The following is a 19,863-nucleotide window of genomic DNA, read 5'->3' on the forward strand; positions in this document are numbered from 1 at the left end:
CAGACTTTTTGAGGAAGCAAAGGAAACCTGTCTTGTGGCAGGTACTTTTCCTGAAGCACTGAATGACGTTTGGACAAGGCAGATCATAAAAAAATCAGATTCCCCTTCTGAAAATAAAGTCAAATCGTTATTTAGTCAAACTAAGCCTAAAGATGAACATGCAGTTGAACGATCAAACTTGACTCAAAAAATGCAACAAATCGACAATGAGTTAGACGACCTCGCGTGTTTGAGTCGAAATTTTGAAGAAAATAATTTAGAATTTATCAGATCGACGCAATCACTTTTACATGTTTCGGACGAGTTAACAAACCGGACTGCTCATCATGATCAAAAAGAAGCTTATCAAGAACAAGCCACTTTTTATGAACTGCAACAAACACTTGCTTATTATGTGAATCGGCAAAATGATACGCTCAACGAAAAGGTGCGGATAGCCAAAATAAATAAAGAGGATTGTTTAGAAAAACTCTATCAAGAAAGGAATAAGTTAGCATGGTAATTTACGATAGTGGCGATTCAGATTTATTAATTCAGTCACTTACTGAAAATTTAGAAAGTGCCAAAGCGGTACTTGATAGCATCAATCAAGGGACACAACATCTTAATTCGGTTATCAATTCAGGTGCATTATCAGGTGCTGCTTACCGGGCAGGCCAGAGTCTTTTTCAAACCTATATATTGCCAATGATTCAAAAATTAGCGTCAGCCATTGCAGATATTCAAGGTGATTTAGAAAGTTATAAAACAGCGGAACAAGAAGTTCGGTATTTAAGCTCATATCTGAATGAAGCACAACTGAATGAAAAACTAGCAAATACAAATCGGCTCATTCAGTTGGTTGAACAAAAAATAGCAGCAGATAGACAAATCATACAAAAATTTATGACTGGTGGCTTTGAAGGTGTGGTAAGTGGACTTGCAGAATTGCCAGGACTTGACAGACAGCTAGATAATTTAAAGCAACTCAAGCATGACTACGAAAAAAAATTGCTGGCACTCCAAACGTTTTCAAGTACAACAAGTTCCCTTTTTACAGATAGCCTCCAAGCCTTTAAATACGCTTTACAAGGTGTTGACTTGATTAATCAGTCAACATCAAGCAGTGATGGCACGATTATGTTTCCACGTGACACTAATATGGAGTGGCTAAAAAAGCTTGAGGGCGAGAAATTTAGCTCTAAATTAAATGAAGAAGATAAGGTTAGTTTACCAAAAGAGAATAAAGTTAAGGATAGTGATGACATTGTTATTGAGACGTCTAGCTTTACTACAGAAGGTATAACAGTATCTTTTTCTGAAGTTAGGAATATCACGACGGGTGAAACATTAAAAATTCTGGGATCTTCTTCTGTTTTTTATCAATTTATGGAAAAATTCAATGGTAACAAAGAGATTCAGGAGGTACCATTTGGGGAGCCGGTTAAACCTGGAATAGATAAAATATCTGTAGGGCAGAGTTTTTTTAATGCTTTAGCCCAATGTTCTGAAATTCAAGAAACTAAAAAGTTAGAAACTGAAAAGATGAAAGGTTCGGAATACAAAGAGCAAGAATTAAAGGATAAAAAAATAGCGGAAGATGCAAGGAAGAAATCGGAAATTCAAAGACATATTGAAGCACAACAACGCATGTCGTCTTATAATGGGCGTGGGGGTTGATAATGGCAATGACAGATAGACAAGTAGAATTTATTTTTAGAGTAAAAGAATTACTAAGTCTAAGTAGTTCCGCCTCTGTTAAAGAACGTGAAATCCTAAATCGTGCCATGATATCTTTTAATGGGATAGAGAGTTTTAAAAAAGCAATCAATGCCCTTTCGTTGGATTTAAGAGATTTAGAGAAATATCATCGAAATGATGTAACACCAAATGTAGACAAATTATTTAAGGATATACAGGAAGCATACGGAGAACCTGTTGATTACCGAGGTGCACGAAATTGGCAATATGACGATCCTGATTTTGAATGGGTAGGAAATGGAAGATACGGTGGGAAATGGCGACGAAAAGATTCGGAACCAGAGAGTCGCTATAATGTATGGTCACTACTTATTTCGGTAATGGTATTCATTGGAGTTTCAATAATTGCTATGTGGCTGTTGTTTCTTTTAACTAGCTTATTATAGATTACAAATATGTTAATACTAAATTGTCTTAGGATTTAAATGGACAAGTTAAAAAAATCAAAGAGGAAAAGAGTTTATTTTAAGCAACAATCCTGATGAATCAATGAGCCTTTATAAGAATAATTTTTAAAAAGGGGCGTAACCTCCTTCATATTCTATTGAAATGAAACTATTGAAGGATTCAGGCTATACTTGCGAAAATTTAGGTAAGGGATTTTGGAAGGTGGTAAAAAAATGAATTAAGCATATCTACCAGTAAAACAATCAGTAGGTTATATTAATGTTAAACAAGCATTTGAACATGTGTTTGGATATTTTCCTACAGAAATAAATAAATTTGATTTTGAAGATTTTGGATTTATTGCAGAAATAAAAAATGAAAAAATTTCAATATCTATTGGAATAACTAAAAAAAATCAGCAATTTAATTCTGGTGAAGGTGGATAAATGACAGTTCATCTTTTAGATGAATTAGATGATAGTGAATTATTTTTGTCTTTATGGGATGTTATGAGTGATAAAGAGAGAGAAAAAACTCACTATTTGAGAACAGTTGGGGTTTGTGGTTCTAACAAAAATTTGATTATTTTAGTATTTCAAATTTTAAAGGAATATTTAGGTAAGAAATTATTCATTAATCAGTGATTAATGAATAATACAATTATTTTTAGTGATACAACTTTAAACTATTTGGTATCTAATAAAGAAGATGCATCTTTTCTTAAATTGATTTCAGGAGAAAGTGCTTTTGAAGTAGAAAGAGCACTCCAAATCTTAAAAGAATATTTAGATAAATAGTAAATATTCAGTATCTTTAAATTCAGTCATAGTAATCTACTTTGCTAAAAAGTAGATATATTCTTGGTTTGAAAGACTTGATTTTACTATAGGTGATAAGAGATGAAGTGAAAACATAGAAACTAAAGGCTAGTGTTTTGCTAATCTCAAATTTAAGATGAAGTCCCGTGACTTTGTCTTTTTATGATTAGTAAACTATTACAAAATGCCAGGACTTGACAGATACAACAAGTTCTCTTTATCATAGCTGGATTTTGCTATCAAAAACTACTCTTGTTTAGTGAAGCAGAGGGAAAATATTGTATCCATGCCTTGAATGCTGTCTATTTATGGTCACAAAATAGATGGATTAGATTAGATGCACGTGGCAATAAGCCTGGTATTCATGCAGCTTGCAGCTTCACAACTGAAAAGTTAGCTTTTTATCCGGATAGGGCCCTTGGAGAAAGGGATTATGATATGATAGATGTAAGGCCTAATCCACTGACAATGGCCGCACTAGAGACGAGTTCAAACATCTTAACCTTATATGTTACTGATCTTCCAGATAATCTATAGTTATCTTAGGTTGCTTATCATCAGATATGACCTACTAATTCATAATAGGGTTTTTTTAGGTAGGTTAAGCCTATAGACTGATGTATCAAGACAGGTTTTATAGTAGTATGTAAATATGGACATTTATATTAAAGGAAATCGAAATGAATAAGCGTAGTAGTTATGGGCTCACCTCTGATGAGGTGAAAATTAGACAACAACAGCAGCAAACGAATAAAGTAAAGAAAACGACAAGTCGGTCTTATTATCAAATTTTCTTTTTTAATATCTTTACCTTTTTTAATCTCATTAACTGTATTTTATTTTATCTTGTTTCATTAACGAAATCATATTACAATGGTCTGTTTGTACTGGTTGTTTTTAGTAATGTGATCATTAATCTATTTCAAGAAATACGATCAAAACGTACACTAGATAAACTGGCCCTGTTAAAGGTCTCTAAAGCTAAGGTCTACAGAGATAAGGTATTGGTCACGATCCCAATAGATCAGATTGTACTAGATGACTTCTTATTGCTTGAAAACGGCGATCAGGTGCCCTCAGATGCACGTGTCGTTGAAGGTAGTTTAGAGATTAACGAATCTCTATTAACTGGAGAGGTAGATAGTATCTATAAATTACCTGAGAGTGAGCTATACTCTGGTAGTTTTGTAACCTCAGGTCAAGCGGTATGCCAAGTGACGCATGTTGGTGAAGATAATTATATTCAAAAAATTACTAAAGAAGCTAAGGCAATCAAAAAGCAAACTTACATGATTAAGGATAGCCTTGGCAAAATTATCAAATGGATTAGCATCATTTTAGTCCCTTTGTGTTCTCTTTTGTTTGTCAAACAGTTTTTCTTTTCCGGTGTTGCCTTTAATAAGGCGATTTTATATACCGTAGCAGCAGCAGTTGGGATGTTCCCAGAAGGACTGTATCTATTAACCAGTGTTGCTTTAACGTTCAGTGCTGTTTATCTCGCACATAAGAGAGTGCTTGTGCAGGAGCTAAACTGTATCGATGCATTAGCCAGGGTTGATATCCTTTGTTTAGACAAAACAGGGACCATTACGGAAGGCAAGATGGTTGTTGAAAAAACAATTCCATTGGCCCCATCAGTTGATGTAGCGACGATCATGGGAAGCATGCTGGCTGCGCTTCCTGATAAAAATCCGACCGCGATGGCACTAAGACTGGCCTTTCCTGAGAATCATGCCCTAATTCCTAGTGACATCACACCCTTTTCTTCTGATCGTAAATATAGTTGTGTTACCTTTGCCGACAAAGGGATGTATTTTCTAGGCGCTACCTCTTTTTTGTTATCTGAAAATGAAGTAGAAGCCCTAAAACTCGATAAAAAATATGCGCATGCAGGCTACAGGGTCCTAACTTTAGGTCATAGTAATGAGCATGCTGACCATAAAACGGTTAATAACATAACCCCTATCGCCATGTTTCTCATATCTGATACCGTAAGAGAAAATGTGATAGAAACCTTACAATTTTTCAAAGGACAGGGTGTCACCTGTAAGATTATCTCTGGAGATGATCCAGCGACTGTTTCTCAGATTGCTAAAAAGGTACAACTACCAGGTGCTGAAAAATATATCGATGTGTCTAAGCTTAATGAGACAGAATTAAAAGACGCTGTTATCAACTATCAAATATTTGGTCGCGTTACACCACAGCGTAAGAAGGAAATGGTTGTGGCTTTAAAATCGTTAGGCCATACTGTTGCCATGACTGGTGATGGTGTAAATGATGTGTTAGCATTAAAAGAAGCAAACTGTTCGATTGCTATGGCATCGGGTGTCGATGCTGCTCGGCAGACATCAGATATCGTCCTCTTAGATAATCAATTCAACGCGATTCCTGATATTATGAATGAGGGTAGAAGAGTCATCAATAATATGACGAGAGCAGGGGCATTAGTCTTAGTTCAAGTGATTTACTCTATCTTACTGACAACCGGAACCTTGATTGCAGGCTTCAGCTATCCATTTGAACCCATTCAGCTGACGATCATTAATGCTTGCTTCGTTGGTATACCAAGTTTTCTACTTAACTTTGAACTGGATTTTAAACGTGTCAAAGGCGAATTTCTACCGACTATTTTCAAGAAAGCCTTTCCCCCTGGTTTAACAATTGCCATCGGTACCTTACTAATTATTAATGTCGGTCACTTTTTCGGCAGTAGTACAAAGGCTTTGTCCATCATGGCGATTTTATTTACCGCCTGGAATTATCTGCTTGTGCAAAGAAACATCTATCCACCGAATACCAAATATCGACTATTTATTTTCTTAACGACACAAACGCTGTATTTTATTACCTTGATTATCGGGCAAGACTTTTTAAATCTGGGTAATGTGACCTATATTAACTTGATTTTGTTAGTTGCGCTACTCGGTTATTCTATATTCTTTCAAAAAATATTTGCTTCATTATTTGCTAAACTTTACAACAGATTCAAAATGAAGTTAGCGCTAAGACAAGATACAAATCAATAAGTGCTTTAAAAATAGCCACCTGCCAATCGAACGTGATTGACAGGTGGCTATTTTTATATTGGTTACCTTTATAGCTTATCTAAGGCATTTTTATGTTCATCGTTTACGATATGGGTATAAAGATCGGTTACCTGAGTAGAGGCATGACCAAGTTGATGGCTGACCAAAACTTGCGAGTTTGTCTCCGCATAGAGACGTGTTGCTAGCGTATGCCTCAGTTTATGCGGTGTTACACGAACTTTAAAAACCTTAGAATATTTGCCAACTATTTTCTCAATACTTGAGTTATCAATTCGATTGGCTTTAGCCTTATAAATAGTCAAAAATAATGCCTTTTCTTGCTGTATAGGGCAATAGCGACTATCTCGAATAGCCAAATAATTCACTAAATACGGTTTTGCAAATCGAGCAATATTCACTGAGTCTTGTTTGCCGCCTTTGCGCATCACCTCAACAACAAAGGTATTCATATTTAAATCATCGAGGTCAATATTGACCGTCTCAGACAAGCGAATACCTGAGGCTAAAATAAGAGCAATAATGGCTAAATCTCGGTCTTTATTTTTAAAAAATGATGATTTTGCTCTGTTAGATAAGGTTTTTTCGTATTCTGTTTCGATAAAATCTAGAAAGCCTTGCGTTTCATTCCCTAAAAATAATTTATTTTTGATATGTTCAGCTCTTGATGCTAACGTTTCTTTTTTCTTTTGTGTGCTAACTTTTTTCATGACATTCCGATAGAAGTAGGGCTCACCATTTTCATCTTCAACCTCTTCTGTTAAATATTTATAGAGACTTGAGAGGGCGGATAAGGTACGATTAATCGTACTTTGTGACACACCATACTTTGTCGTCGCAGCATTTAGCCTTGGTCGCTCACGTAAGTATAAGATATAGCTTTCTAAATCTGATTTAGTCAAGTTTTCTAATGTTTTAAGTGAGATAGCTTGCATATGGCTTACTTGCGTGATATCTGCAGCCATCATCCAAGTAAAAAAACGATGATACTCTTTAAGATACTCATATAAGGTTGTCAGAGCATAGGGGACAGCAGACTTAGATCTATAGTATTCTAAAACAAAGCTTGGCATCATAGCTTTCAAGTCTTCAATATTATCAATTAAACGTTCTCTCTTCATAGTAATAGTATACGCTATATGTTTATTTTTGTCAAGAAAATTATAGTTTTTCGGAAAGATAAGAGATGTAATTAATAAGGTATCAAGATACACTCATATCACGTGTTTTCTGCCTTGCTTAACTAAGTGATTAGACAGTTTAGTTACAGATGCTAAAGACTACTTTCAGGAAAACTTTTTTTATTCTATCATTTTTTATCTTTGATTTTACGCAACATACGCACATTGATCATAAGAAAAAAAACTAATCGCCTTTATTTATGCAGACGGTTAGTTTTTTTCTTATTGTTATGATTTTAATGCTGCTGAGGGTTTGACTTTATTGGCCATGAATTCCCAAATGAGGCCAATGATAAAGCCAATTAAAGCTGGCACTAACCAGCCCATTCCGATAGAGAATAATGGGATAAAGGCTTTAGCAAAATCAACCATAGAAATGATGATATTCTGCGCATGTTCAGGGAATGGTATGGCATTCAACCCGTCAAATAAGGCTGCAATAGCCGTAAATACAGTCGTAACGCGATAAACCCGACTTGCATGCTTAAATAATGGACTAAATAGAGATAACAAGATTAATGTGATCGCTAAAGGATAGATAAACATTAAGACTGGTACGGAAAGACTGATTAAGTTTGTTAGACCAACATTTGCAAATAAACAAGGTAGGACACTGACTATGATAGCAAAAAAACCATAAGAGCGTTTAGGAAATAATTCAACGAAGGTTTCTGAGAAAGCTGTTATCAGCCCTACTGCTGTTTTCAAACAAGCAATCACGATGATTAAGGCAAGAATGATCATACCAAACGTCCCTAGATAGTATTGGGCAATTTGCGCTAAGGCAATACCACCATTTTCACTAACTTTGAATTTGGCAACACTCATGGCACCGAGATAAGATAGACAGGTATAGATGATCCCCATTAACAAGACGCTGATCACGCCTGACTTGATCGTATCAATGGCAATCGTTTTAGGGTTGGTTACACCACGTTGTTTAATTGTTGTTACAATAATAATGCCGAATGCTAATGCTGCAAGTGCATCTAAGGTATTATAGCCCTGTGTAAATCCTGTAACAAATGGTGAAGCTTGAAAAGCTTGTCCAACTGCTGCATCTGTACTAGATCCCATTGGTCGAATAAAGGCAATAACTAATAAAAAGCCAAGTAGGATTAAGAATATTGGATTTAAAAATTTTCCGATATAGTCTAGTATTTTTGAAGGTTTTCTGGCAAACCACCAGGCACTAAAGAAAAATAGCACGCAGAATACTGCCAAGGCGGGTTTCTGTACATCTGATGATAGCACTGATGAAAAACCAATTTCAAAAGAAGTTGTTGCCAGACGAGGCAAAGCAAACAATGGGCCGATGACTAAATATAATAAGATAGTGAAGACATAGGCATAAACGCGATGAATTCGGGATGCCATCTCAAAGACACCCGATGTTCTAGATAGACCAACTGCAATGATTCCTAAGAAAGGTAAGCCAATACCAGTAATTAAGAAGCCAATATTGGCTTGAAAAATGGCCGAACCCGCTTCTTGCCCCATATGAAGTGGAAAAATCAAATTTCCAGCACCAAAAAACAGCCCAAATAACATCGATGCAATCAGTAAATAATCACTAATCTTTAGCTTTTTTTCCATAAATCCTCTTCTGTATTTAATTATGACGACCTTTATAGGATCAACAATAGCTTTTACTCAGAAAGCGTCATAATCTTTTCTATAAAAAAACAAGGCACGAAGTTTGCTCGTACCCTGTCTTTAAGATGCTTATTAATATAATCGAAAGATTATTTAAGACCAGCAGAACCACCAGCAGCGCCGATAGCTTCAACGATAGCTTCAGCATCAGCTTTTGAAAGACCTTCTTTGATAACAACTGGAGCGCTGTCAACAAGATCTTTAGCTTCTTTAAGTCCAAGACCAGTAGCTTCGCGAACTGCTTTGATAGTTGCAACTTTTTTGTCGCCAGCTGCAGTCAACTCAACGTCAAATTCAGTTTGCTCTTCAGCTGCTGCTGCAGGGCCTGCTGCTGCTACTGGAGCTGCTGCAGATACGTCAAATTTTTCTTCGATTGCTTTTACAAGCTCAGAAAGTTCAAGAATAGTTGCTGTTTCAAGTTCAGCAACGATGTTTTCAATGTTCAATGCCATTGTTGGAATCTCCTTAGAATTTTTAATTTAGTGTGCAAGTGTTAAGCGACTTGCTCGCCTTTGGTATAGAAATAGCCAGGTAAACCTTAAGCTGCTTCTTCTGCTTTGTCGGCAACTGCTTTGACAGCGTATGCGACATTGCGAACTGGTGCTTGAAGTACTGAAAGGAGCATAGAAAGCAATCCTTCGCGGCTTGGAAGTGATGCGATAGCAGCAATTTCTTCTTTAGAAGATACTTTGCCTTCGATAACGCCAGCCTTAACTTCGAGTTTGTCAGCAGTTTTAGCAAAATCTGATAAGATTTTTGCTGGTGCAATTGCATCTTCATTTGAAAAGGCGATTGCAGATGGTCCTACGAATTGATCCGTAAGGTCTGCATAACCAGCTTTTTCAGCAGCACGACGCAAGATTGAGTTTTTGATGACTTTGAATTCAACACCTGCTTCACGTAATTGTTTACGTAATTCAGTGTCTTGTCCAACTGTAAGTCCACGAGAATCTGCAACGACGATACCAGAAGCATCTGCAAATTTTTGGGCAACAACGTCAACTAACTCAGCTTTTTTAGCGATTGTAGCTTCACTCATTGTTTGTTTTTCCTCCTCTATTATTTGATGGCGTAAAAAAACTCCACGCCAACCATAGACATAGAGAGTACAAAAATTCATTATTAACTAATAAATAAATGTCCTCGGTTGGAATTATGACTTGCGTCACCAACTGTCTTCGGTCACGTTGTTTTACAACAACTATTTAATTATAGCAGAGTTTTTTTAGTATAGCAAGAGGTTTAAGTCATTTTTATTTTTTTTTGGTTAATCTGTCTAAAATCGATTTGAGTGCCACAAAGATAATGGCAAAGCTGATCGCAAATATCACACCTTGAATCAAGTTAAAGGGCAAGACAATCGCGAGCAGATAATGCCAAGTGCCAAATATTTGATTAATATCAAAATGGGCAAATTTAGCATATAAGGGAACAGCGTAGACAAAATTTACTAACATCATCGCGACTGTCATCGTAACTGTTGCAAGAATACTGCCAGCAACATAGGTCTTAGTAGATGCGTTTCTTTTGAAAAAAAGTGCAAAAACCATAACAAACGAACCGACAGCCACTATATTAAGTGGCAAGCCAACCCATGTATTAACGCCCTCGTTATTCAGTAATAACTTTAAAAGAGAACGGATGACAAGAATCGTCAATGCAGCAGGTAAATCAAATAGATATAAACCTACTAGAATGGGTAAAATTGAGAATTCAATCTTTAAAAAATCAGCCCCCGGTAATAATGGAAATTGTGGGAAGATCATCAAGATGAATGAAATAGCCGCGAGCATAGCAATCAATACTAGCTTACGTGTGCGAAGTGAGTTTGTCATTTGGGCACCTCCTAAATTTTATTTAGAAGACTTGAAAATGTATAGGTATTGCTAAAAAAGAATTTGGCTATCTGATTTACTTAGTTTAACCTGTTGAAATAGCCTATCTATACCCGTAAAGACAGGTTTGTTAGGCTAAACAAGTCACGACTAAAAAATGAACCCAAGCTTAAAACTCGTGGTTTTACCCTACCTATATGATGGTGCCTGATTTTCTTGTCTCCTCTTTATCCTGACTTTAACAGTTGGTATCGGAATTTCACCGATTCGGGCTCGAGATCTAACCTCAAGCTTCATGGACTTTACCACCAGTGGGGACACGATCCCCGCCCTGAAGACTTCTTAACTATATCAAAAGACTTGCATTTTTGCAAGTCTTTTGACGGCTTAAATTCAAGAAGTTAATTTGGTGCTGTTTACATCATATAAAGTATGTAAACTTATTACGATTTCGCACTATTGACAAGCTGGCTGACTTCTTTTTTAGATAGTCTACGGAATTCACCAGGTTGTAGGCCAGTCAAATCTAAGGTACCATACTGAACACGAGAAAGTTTTAGCACAGGTAAGCCAACAGCTTCAAACATTTTCTTAACCTGATGATTCCGGCCTTCATGGATCGTCAGTTGTACAACTGATTTTTTAGTTGAGACATCTTGCTTAATAATATGGTAGATCGCAGGTTTTGTTTTTCTACCATCTATTTTGACACCTTGCGTTAATGGACGAAGATTTTCTTTGTTGGCTTGTCCTTCAACTTTGGCTATATAGACTTTTTCGATTTGGTGACTTGGGTGTGTCATCAAATTTGAAAAGTCACCATCATTTGTTAGGAGTAATAGGCCACTTGTATCCCAATCTAGTCGACCGACTGGATAAATTCTCTCAGGAATATGACGGAAAAAATCTAAAACAGTTTTACGATCTTTTTCATCAGAAACTGACGAAATAACCCCACGTGGTTTATTAAGGATATAATAAACAGGTTCTTCTTTATAGATCTGTGTTTGTTTAACTTCAACTGCGTCACCTGACTTAACTTGGTAAGCCAAGTCAGTCATGATCTTACCATTAACTGTTACATCACCAGCTTTGATTAAGTCTTCTGCTTTTCGACGACTTGCAACGCCCGCTTGGGCTAAATATTTATTAATTCTCATCTGTCTTTAATTCCTTTTCGTTAAAGATATCAACATCGTCAATATCTATGAGTGATGCTTCGTTTACTTCCGGTAGTGCTTCAAGACTGTTTATACCGATATAATCTAAGAAATGGTGAGTTGTTGCATAAAGATTAGGATTCCCTATGACTTCCTTTTTACCAACCACTTCGATTAGATCAAAAGCTTGAAGTGTTGCCATGGTGCCTGAGGAATTAACACCTCGAATTTTATCGACTTCCAATCGTGTTAAAGGCTGTTTATAAGCAATAATTGCGAGAACCTCTAAAGCTGCTTTTGACAAAGACTGGTTCATGGGTGTTTTGGCGTAGTGCTGTAATAACGGCTTAAATACAGCCTTAGTTGCCAGTCGATACTTTCCAGCGGTTTCGATAATCGTCAGAGCAGACGTGTTATCCAGCGTGTACTTTTTAGTCAGTTTCTCAATCTGTTGGGTTACTGCACTAGGGGTAATGTTTAAGAGGCCTGATAGATCTCTTAATGTCACGCCTTCTTCACCTGTAACAAATAGTAATACTTCAAGTTCAGCAGTTTTATTCACTTATCATCTCCACTTCTGTTCTTGACAACATAATATCACCAAATGAATCGGTCTGCTCAAAAGTCAGTGTCTGATTTTTGATTAACTCCAACATGGCCAAAAATACAGTGACCACTTCATCTAAAGAATGTGTAAGGTTAAAAAAATCTGAAAAGACATGGTGCCTACCTATTTCAAAAATTGCTAGAATGTCCTTAATCTTGTCCTCAACTGAAAACTCATCCGAGTTTATCGTATTATGGTGATCTTGAAATTCAGCCTTTTTGCGTTGCATAAGTGCTGAAAAAGCAAAATATAAATCTAAGGCATTCTTATCAGCCAGTAAGGCAACATCATCAGCTAAAATCTCTGTTTTAGCTTTTGAATAAAATAGACTGCGATCACTATGTTTTGCCTCAAGACTTAGGCTCAAGGCTTTATACTTACGATATTCATCAATTTGGCTTAAGATTTCTTGTTCTAGATCAAGCGTTTCTTCTTCAAATGCTTCTGAAACAGTTGGCAGTAAGCGTCTTGACTTGATTAAGACTAATTGACTAGCAATCACTAAATATTCTGAAGCAAGGTCTAATGCTCTGTCCTTCATCATATCTAGATAGCTGAGGTATTGTGTAATCACCTCAACTAAGGGGACTTCATAAATATCCACCTTGTATTGATTCACTAGATGTAGTAGCAAATCTAGTGGGCCTTCAAAGTCTTGAATCTTTATGTTGATTTCTTTTTTTACATAACTCATTTTATGTAAACTCTCTTATCTGTAATATTTATCAAGGGTTTGAATTGACTTTAATCCTAAACTCTCAGCCAACTTGTAAATGGACATTTTTTCTGCAACGCGCTGTAAGATATACTGCTCTCTCAATGAAGCAGATGATAGAGAGGTTGTCTTTTTTAATTCATAATGCAAAAATTGGCGAGATTTTGTAAATAATTCATCCCCATTTTTTATAGGTCGTGCCAATCTTGAGAACCGCTCTCTAATAGGCAATATCCGCTTGATACCGTTACCAGCTACTGTTAAAATTTTAAAGTCCCAGTTGAAATCTACCCATTTAAGCGTTTGAATTTCAGATGGTTTCAGACCAAATTCTAATATGAGTAAGACTAGTAAATCACCTGGTTTTTGAATCTGTTGATAATATGGCGTGACATCAATCAGTCTGCCTCTATGTTCAGTCTGGCTTGTTTGCCTATGTGCTAGAGGTGAAATTGATTCTAGCTCATAATATTGCGTGATATCACCACTTTGATAAAGGTACTTCAAAAATAAATTGATCGTCGATACTTTACGATGCTGTGACGCAGGAGCTAGTGCTCTGAGTTCTAGCTGAAACAGGTTTAAAATAGTTTGTGTTAGCGGTTTGCCATCAACAAACTTGATAAAAGCACGTAAATCATAAAAGTATGCAAGCTTAGTGTTTTCAGATAATTGTTGTCGCGTGTTGATGAAGGCTTTAATCTTTTTTTCGTTCAATAATATCATAATCCTTAGTAAAAGTATGCGCAAAAGCATTAAAGGCCTTTAATATCTCCTGGCGAGGGATAATACCATAAAATGCTTGACCATTTAAAACGGGTAGAAAAGGTTCTCTGACTAATAAATGTAAGATATCTTCTAGTTCATAATGTTTTTGTACGGTACAGACATCCTTATCAACAATTTCTGAAATAGGCGTTCTATCAGATTTTTCGTAGAAAAAATCATGCTGTATTTCAAAATTAATAATATCTGTCCAGCCTAAGATACCGACAAATTCATGGTCTTGGTTAATCACTGGTACTTTAGAATACTTGTATTGACTTAACAAAATTTTAGCATGTGAAATATTATGTTCACTTAATAAAACAGCTACTTCACTTGCTGGCTTTAAAAAAGTATCACTTTGTTGCATCAGGAAAGATTCAATATGCTTATCAATCATTGACTAGACCTCGCTAGTCTAAATTGTAAATTAGCAATCGGCTGATGTGCTAGATCCATATAGCTAATCACATAGGCATCCGCTGTGATGTCAATCTTGGCGTACATCTTAGTCTTATATTGGCCTCGTGGTTGGGCAACACTACCGGGATTTAAGCACAAGATATCTTGCTCAATCGTAGCGATTGGTGTATGCAGATGACCAAACAATGCAAGTTTACAGCCCGCTTTTTTCGCAGCATCAGTCAACTGTGATAGGCCAAAATTAACACCATATAAATGACCATGCGTGACAAATACTTGTGCTTGATCCGCAGATAAGACAAGGCTTTCAGGAAATAGCGTATCAAAGTCACAATTTCCCCTAACAACGCGAATGCCTTCCCAAATAGGATCCGTCGCATCAAGCTCTGAATCGCCACAGTGGATGATTGCACTTGCCTCATCTTGATAGGTAGCTTTTATATCTTGAATTACTTTAGATTCACCATGTGAATCACTCATAACAATTATCATAAATCCCTCACGATTTCTGCCAATCTGGCCATTTTGTAAGTAATTTCTCTAGCGCAAGCGCACGATGGGATACCTTGTTTTTCTGCGCTAATGTCAGTTGTGCTGCAGTTCTGCCAGTTGCCTCATCAACGAATAAGGGATCATAGCCAAACCCGTCATCCCCTTTTGGAATGGTTGCTATGGCACCTAACCACTCTCCTTCAACAACAAGAGATGGCTTGTCCGGTGCTGCAACAACCAAGGTCGTATGGAATTTTGCAGTCCGTTTTTCTGGTGTTACAGCTGTACTTGCTAGCTCATGTAGGAGTTTTGCATTATTGGCTGCATCTGTCGCATGAGGGCCAGCAAACCTTGCAGACCAAACACCTGGAAGGCCACCTAGTACATCCACCATCAACCCACTATCATCTGCAAGCACCACCTCACCTGTTAGTTCAGAAATCGTTTCGGCTTTTAAACGGGCATTTTCTTCAAATGTCATCCCTGTTTCAGCAACTTCTGGTAAATCAGGAAAATCATTCAGGTTTTTTACAGTATAGCCTAATTTGCTAAAAAAGGCCTTAAACTCTCGTGTTTTACCTTCATTACGCGTTGCAATTAAGAGTGATTTATCTTGTGTTGTTGCTAAAGTGACCGTTTCAGAATGTATTTGATTGCCAGCTAAGCTAACTGTTAAGGTATCGCTTAACTGATATTGATACTCTTCAGCTGTTACGTCTCTTAAGACTTGGAAAAACAAGTCAATAATATCAGAAGGCCTTTCATCAACGGCGATTATTTTCAGACCTTGCAGTTTGGGGAAGTACTTAAAAAAGAGACTGTATAGTGGTATCTCAAGTTCATCTCCAAAGATACTTTCGATGGTTAACGTTCGCTCATCGGCAAGTACATAGGCAAATATCTGTTTGCTTTCGTGCTTATATAGTGTTCTCATAATCTAAGTGTCCTCGATTTTACTGGTATAGCAAGCCAATTTTCGGCTATGTCGTCAAATGATTGTGCACTCGCTGTTGTATAAAAATGATGTACTTTTTTAAGTGATGTCCGCTCACGGTTTATCTCAAAATAGTTAAGCAATACTGAGATATCTCTGACACATTCAGCGCCACTATCAATCAGTTTGACTGAATTTCCCATGACATTTTGAATGATTGGTCTTAGTAAAGGATAATGTGTACACCCTAGTACTAATGTATCTACACGGTTAACCAATGGCTTTAATGTTTCATAGACGATTTTTTTAGCGACACTAGATGTGGTCTCATTTGATTCCACTATAGGTGCAAATTTAGGGCAAGCTAATGAATGGATGACCAATTCTGGAGATAATAGATGAATCTTTTTCTGGTAGATATCAGATGCAATCGTCATTTCAGTACCGATAATACCAATTCTACCAGTAGTCGTGGCTTTTATGGCAGCACTAGCTCCTGGTAAAATGACCCCTAAAACTGGGATATCAAGTTGCTGTTTCACTTCTTCCCAAGCAACAGCAGTCGCTGTATTACAAGCAAAGACAATCATCTTAACATCTTTTGATAAGAGGAAGTTAACTAATTCCCAAGTAAACTGCCGTATTTGACTAGCAGGCCTTGGCCCGTATGGTGCACGTCTTGAATCACCTACATAGATGACTTCTTCATCTGGTAATTGGCGTATTAATTCTTTTACGACTGTCAGTCCGCCGACACCTGAGTCTAAAAACCCTATCGGGCGATTATCCATCTAGATTACCTCACAAAAACAAAAGCTGAGACACGCTCAGCTTTTTTAGATATCTCTCTATAATTAAAGCTATACGACCTTTTGGGACTGGATCAAAATCAGTATCAGACATTAACCAATATGACTGATACTGCCTAGACATCCCAAACCATCGTTTGTAGAGATACCTTATCTTAAACCTTATTTTTTAGTGTCAGCTTGTTTTGCAGCTGCACGAATTTGACGTAGTACTTGTTGTACTTGTGTTTCGCTAGGCTTACGGCCCATAGAACTCATCATCGTTCTAACAGCATCTTCGTTTAATGGTGGGTTTTCCATCAACATTTGCTTAACTTGACGACGGCTAAGGAACAAGCCGCCAGCAAAGCCACCTAGGGCAGCAATAACAATTAATAAAATAGCTAGTACGATTGACATTTTTTATCTCTCTTCTTTTTGATTAGTCACTTAATTATATCAAATTTTACATAATCTGTCTATTTCCATTTAAAAATCAAAGCCATCTAAAGTCGCAAAGTAATCTGCTGCTTTTTCTGCTCGACGAATGAGGCGTGTTGTGCCGTCTGTTTGAAGCAGTAATTCAGCAGAGCGTAGTTTAGCATTATACTGATAGCCCATCGAAAAGCCATGGGCACCTGTATCGTGGATGACTAAGGTATCACCTACAGTAACTTTGGGTAGTGCTCTTTGTTTGGCAAATTTATCGTTGTTTTCACATAATGAGCCGACCACATCATAAACTTGCGTTTCTGGAGCAGTTTCCTTGCCAGAAACACTAATATGATGATATGACCCATACATGGCAGGACGTAAGAGATTAACTGCACTCGCATCAACACCAACATAATCACGATAGGTTTTTTTCATATGTAAGACAGTCGTAATCAAATGACCGTGTGGTGCTAACATAAACCGGCCAAGCTCTGTAAAAATCTTAACTTGTCCAAGTCCATTAGGGGTAAGAACAGCTTCATAGGCCTGTCTGACACCCTCACCAATGATCGCGATATCGTTTGCCACCTGATCAGGTAGGTAATTGACACCAATACCGCCCGATAGATTAATAAAGTCAAGTTCAACATCTGTTGCTGCAACGACTTCAACTGCTAACTCAAATAATTCTTTTGCTAGAGCAGGATAGTACGCGTTTGTTACGGTGTTAGATGCAAGAAAAGCGTGGATACCAAATTTTTTAACGCCCAAGGCTTTCAAGTCTTTAAACGCCTGAATTAACTGGGATTTGGTCATACCAAATTTAGATTCCTCAGGATTGTCCATGATATCAGTTCCAAGTGAGAAAACGCCCCCAGGATTGTACCGACAAGAGATTGTCTCAGGAATGCTCGTCACCTCATTTAAAAACGCAACATGTTCATAAGCATCTAGATTAATGGTCGCACCAATTTCTCTGGCATACTGAAATTCTTGGACTGGTGTATTATTTGACGAAAACATAATATCTTGACCTTTAAAGCCAAGTTTATGTGACATTAACAATTCAATTTCAGAGGCACAATCGACACCGCAATTTTCTTCTTGCAAGATTTTTAAAATAGCTGGTGTTGGTGTTGCTTTAACAGCAAAAAATTCTTTAAACCCTGGATTCCAACTAAAAGCCTTGTTAAGTGCACGTGCTTTTTCACGAATACCTGTCTCATCGTATAGATGAAAAGGGGTTGGATATGTTGCGACTATCTCTTCAAGTTGTGACTGATTTACAAAAGGTACTTTCATAGGGTCTCCTTATTTATCTGGGTTAAACTGAATTAGACAACACGTACTTTACATAATTATTTTTATGTAATTAATTGTAAAGTGATTAGACTTCTAGATAGGGTTTCAATGCTGTAAGTGCACGCTCTGCAACTGCAGTATAACGTTCTTTTTTATCCCGAATACGCTCCCCTTCAAGTTCTTTGATAATACCAAAGTTAACATTCATCGGTTGGAAGTTTTTGCTATTAGCATGTGTGACATAATAAGGTAGTGAGCCAATAGCTGTTGTTTCTGGGAAGATCACTGACGCTTCTTCTTTAAATAATTTCGCTGCATTGATGCCTGCGACTAAGCCAGATGCTGCTGATTCTACATAGCCCTCTACACCAGTCATTTGACCCGCGAAAAAGAGATTCTCTTGTTTTTTAGATCTAAGTGTTTGCGTTAATAGATTCGGTGAATCCATGTAAGAGTTACGATGCATGACGCCATATCTGACAAATTCAGCATTTTCTAGTCCTGGAATCATTCGGAAAATACGTTTTTGTTCTCCCCACTTAAGGTGAGTTTGGAAGCCAACGATATTGTAAAGACTGGCAGCAGCATCATCTTGACGAAGCTGAACAACAGCATAAGGCACATTTGTTTCATACGTCGTACCATCGCGTTTTGTCACGGTATAGATTTCATTTGGATTTTCAAGACCAACTGGTTTCATCGGTCCAAATAACATCGTTTTGAAACCACGCGCTGCCATCACTTCAATCGGCATGCAAGCTTCAAAGTATTTTTCCTTTTCAAAGGCGTTTAACTCAGCAACCTCAGCTGATACCAAGGCTTCTTGAAAGGCGGTAAACTCCTCTTTTGACATCGGGGCATTGAGATAAGCAGCCTCACCTTTGTCATAACGGGATTTCAGGTAGACTTTACTCATATCGATGGTACTGACATCTACGATAGGGGCTGCTGCATCATAGAAATAAAAGCCACTACCATCATTTAACGCATGTATTTTATTTGCTAAGGTATCAGATGTTAAGGGTCCTGAGGCAATGACAGTAATTTCATCATTTGGGATCTCAGTCATTTCAGCTCGGATAACTTCGATTAGGGGATGGTTAGAAATTTGTGCTGTTACATGTGCTGCAAAGCCTTCACGGTCTACGGCTAAGGCACCACCAGCAGGGACACGTGTGTCATCTGCTGACTTGATAATGATACTATCCAGTTGGCGCATCTCTTCTTTCAAAAGGCCAACAGCGTTAGTTATTGCATCACCACGCAAAGAATTTGAACAAACGAGCTCTGCAAAATCCGTTGTTTTATGTTGGGGTGTTGGCTTGACACCACGCATTTCGTAAAGCTTGACAGAGATGCCACGCTTGGCAATTTGGTAGGCAGCTTCAGAACCAGCAAGACCGGCACCGATAACATTAATATGGTTTGACATAAATAGTTTCCTTTATAATTACTTTATTACTTCTCATTATTATAGCATATCTCTTAATCTGATACTATCGTTTGGTCTGATATGATAGCTAAGTTTGACATAAAAAAGAGATGACCCTATCGTTTTGATCATCTCTCTATTACTAG

Annotated in this window: 23 protein-coding genes, 1 riboswitch and 1 other annotated feature; of the genes, 7 read left to right on the forward strand and 16 right to left on the reverse strand. The window is 37.3% G+C overall.

Annotation, left to right across the window (positions count from 1 at the left end; all coding sequences use genetic code 11):
- The 7 genes from RU86_RS09610 to RU86_RS09635 form a co-directional block, all read left to right on the forward strand.
- The coding region (locus RU86_RS09610; protein ID WP_218839041.1) for a hypothetical protein at positions 1-502 on the forward strand (502 nt) is incomplete at its 5' end.
- On the forward strand, positions 496-1,659 hold the full coding sequence (locus tag RU86_RS09615) for a hypothetical protein (RefSeq protein ID WP_096815110.1): 1,164 nt from the start codon (positions 496-498) through the stop codon (positions 1,657-1,659). The genes RU86_RS09610 and RU86_RS09615, both read left to right, overlap by 7 nt.
- 2 nt (positions 1,660-1,661) lie before the next feature.
- Positions 1,662-2,126, forward strand: coding sequence for a hypothetical protein (locus RU86_RS09620; protein ID WP_096815111.1), 465 nt, complete (start codon positions 1,662-1,664; stop codon positions 2,124-2,126).
- Between the two features lie 447 nt (positions 2,127-2,573).
- Positions 2,574-2,771, forward strand: coding sequence for a hypothetical protein (locus RU86_RS09625; protein ID WP_096815112.1), 198 nt, complete (start codon positions 2,574-2,576; stop codon positions 2,769-2,771).
- A 3-nt stretch (positions 2,772-2,774) separates the two neighbouring features.
- A complete protein-coding gene (locus RU86_RS12120) occupies positions 2,775-2,924 on the forward strand; it encodes a hypothetical protein (protein WP_179296266.1) in 150 nt (49 codons plus the stop codon).
- A gap of 273 nt (positions 2,925-3,197) precedes the next feature.
- Positions 3,198-3,482 carry a hypothetical protein gene (locus RU86_RS09630; RefSeq protein ID WP_143468111.1) on the forward strand — a complete coding sequence of 95 codons (285 nt, stop codon included), beginning with the start codon at positions 3,198-3,200 and terminating at the stop codon, positions 3,480-3,482.
- Positions 3,483-3,625: 143 nt separating this feature from the next.
- The gene (locus RU86_RS09635) at positions 3,626-5,974 is read left to right on the forward strand and encodes an HAD-IC family P-type ATPase (protein ID WP_096815114.1); all 2,349 of its coding nucleotides are present in this window, start codon (positions 3,626-3,628) and stop codon (positions 5,972-5,974) included.
- A gap of 68 nt (positions 5,975-6,042) precedes the next feature.
- Here RU86_RS09635 and xerS read toward each other — a convergent pair whose 3' ends face one another.
- From xerS to trmFO, 16 genes are all read right to left on the reverse strand, one after another.
- Positions 6,043-7,113 (reverse strand): tyrosine recombinase XerS, encoded by a 1,071-nt coding sequence (gene xerS / locus RU86_RS09640; protein ID WP_096815115.1) that lies wholly within the window; start codon positions 7,111-7,113, stop codon positions 6,043-6,045.
- 288 nt (positions 7,114-7,401) lie between these two features.
- Complete coding sequence (gene brnQ, locus RU86_RS09645; RefSeq protein WP_096815116.1) at positions 7,402-8,769, reverse strand: branched-chain amino acid transport system II carrier protein; 1,368 nt, start codon at positions 8,767-8,769, stop codon at positions 7,402-7,404.
- 149 nt (positions 8,770-8,918) lie between these two features.
- Positions 8,919-9,281, reverse strand: coding sequence for a 50S ribosomal protein L7/L12 (gene rplL / locus RU86_RS09650; protein WP_047915538.1), 363 nt, complete (start codon positions 9,279-9,281; stop codon positions 8,919-8,921).
- Between the two features lie 86 nt (positions 9,282-9,367).
- Positions 9,368-9,868 carry a 50S ribosomal protein L10 gene (gene rplJ, locus RU86_RS09655; RefSeq protein WP_047915537.1) on the reverse strand — a complete coding sequence of 167 codons (501 nt, stop codon included), beginning with the start codon at positions 9,866-9,868 and terminating at the stop codon, positions 9,368-9,370.
- Positions 9,869-9,894: 26 nt separating this feature from the next.
- Positions 9,895-10,029: a sequence feature (ribosomal protein L10 leader region), on the reverse strand.
- Positions 10,030-10,082: 53 nt separating this feature from the next.
- Positions 10,083-10,664, reverse strand: coding sequence for an ECF transporter S component (locus RU86_RS09660; protein ID WP_096815117.1), 582 nt, complete (start codon positions 10,662-10,664; stop codon positions 10,083-10,085).
- A gap of 214 nt (positions 10,665-10,878) precedes the next feature.
- Positions 10,879-11,007: riboswitch (FMN riboswitch) on the reverse strand.
- A 100-nt stretch (positions 11,008-11,107) separates the two neighbouring features.
- Positions 11,108-11,824 (reverse strand): pseudouridine synthase, encoded by a 717-nt coding sequence (locus RU86_RS09665; protein WP_047915535.1) that lies wholly within the window; start codon positions 11,822-11,824, stop codon positions 11,108-11,110.
- Complete coding sequence (scpB, locus tag RU86_RS09670; RefSeq protein ID WP_096815118.1) at positions 11,814-12,386, reverse strand: SMC-Scp complex subunit ScpB; 573 nt, start codon at positions 12,384-12,386, stop codon at positions 11,814-11,816. Before scpB ends, RU86_RS09665 begins: the two co-directional genes overlap by 11 nt.
- On the reverse strand, positions 12,379-13,125 hold the full coding sequence (locus RU86_RS09675; protein ID WP_096815119.1) for a segregation/condensation protein A: 747 nt from the start codon (positions 13,123-13,125) through the stop codon (positions 12,379-12,381). The genes scpB and RU86_RS09675 overlap by 8 nt, the downstream gene beginning before the upstream one ends.
- A 15-nt stretch (positions 13,126-13,140) precedes the next feature.
- Positions 13,141-13,863 carry a site-specific tyrosine recombinase XerD gene (xerD, locus tag RU86_RS09680; RefSeq protein WP_179296267.1) on the reverse strand — a complete coding sequence of 241 codons (723 nt, stop codon included), beginning with the start codon at positions 13,861-13,863 and terminating at the stop codon, positions 13,141-13,143.
- The gene (gene cbpB / locus RU86_RS09685; RefSeq protein ID WP_096815121.1) at positions 13,844-14,311 is read right to left on the reverse strand and encodes a cyclic-di-AMP-binding protein CbpB; all 468 of its coding nucleotides are present in this window, start codon (positions 14,309-14,311) and stop codon (positions 13,844-13,846) included. The genes xerD and cbpB overlap by 20 nt, the downstream gene beginning before the upstream one ends.
- Positions 14,308-14,826, reverse strand: coding sequence for a metallophosphoesterase (locus tag RU86_RS09690; protein WP_096815122.1), 519 nt, complete (start codon positions 14,824-14,826; stop codon positions 14,308-14,310). Before RU86_RS09690 ends, cbpB begins: the two co-directional genes overlap by 4 nt.
- 7 nt (positions 14,827-14,833) lie before the next feature.
- Entirely contained in the window at positions 14,834-15,760 is a 927-nt protein-coding gene (locus RU86_RS09695) for a nucleoside-triphosphate diphosphatase (RefSeq protein WP_096815123.1), read from the reverse strand.
- A complete protein-coding gene (gene racE / locus RU86_RS09700; protein ID WP_096815124.1) occupies positions 15,757-16,551 on the reverse strand; it encodes a glutamate racemase in 795 nt (264 codons plus the stop codon). Before racE ends, RU86_RS09695 begins: the two co-directional genes overlap by 4 nt.
- 180 nt (positions 16,552-16,731) lie before the next feature.
- Positions 16,732-16,968: a YneF family protein gene (locus RU86_RS09705; RefSeq protein ID WP_096815125.1), complete on the reverse strand. Its 237-nt coding sequence runs from the start codon at positions 16,966-16,968 to the stop codon at positions 16,732-16,734.
- A gap of 69 nt (positions 16,969-17,037) precedes the next feature.
- Positions 17,038-18,285, reverse strand: coding sequence for a diaminopimelate decarboxylase (locus tag RU86_RS09710; RefSeq protein ID WP_096815126.1), 1,248 nt, complete (start codon positions 18,283-18,285; stop codon positions 17,038-17,040).
- An 85-nt stretch (positions 18,286-18,370) separates the two neighbouring features.
- Positions 18,371-19,717: a methylenetetrahydrofolate--tRNA-(uracil(54)-C(5))-methyltransferase (FADH(2)-oxidizing) TrmFO gene (trmFO, locus tag RU86_RS09715; RefSeq protein WP_096815127.1), complete on the reverse strand. Its 1,347-nt coding sequence runs from the start codon at positions 19,715-19,717 to the stop codon at positions 18,371-18,373.
- Between the last annotated feature and the right edge of the window lie 146 nt (positions 19,718-19,863).

Source organism: Pseudolactococcus piscium (assembly GCF_002441695.1).
Lineage (GTDB): Bacteria > Bacillota > Bacilli > Lactobacillales > Streptococcaceae > Pseudolactococcus > Pseudolactococcus piscium.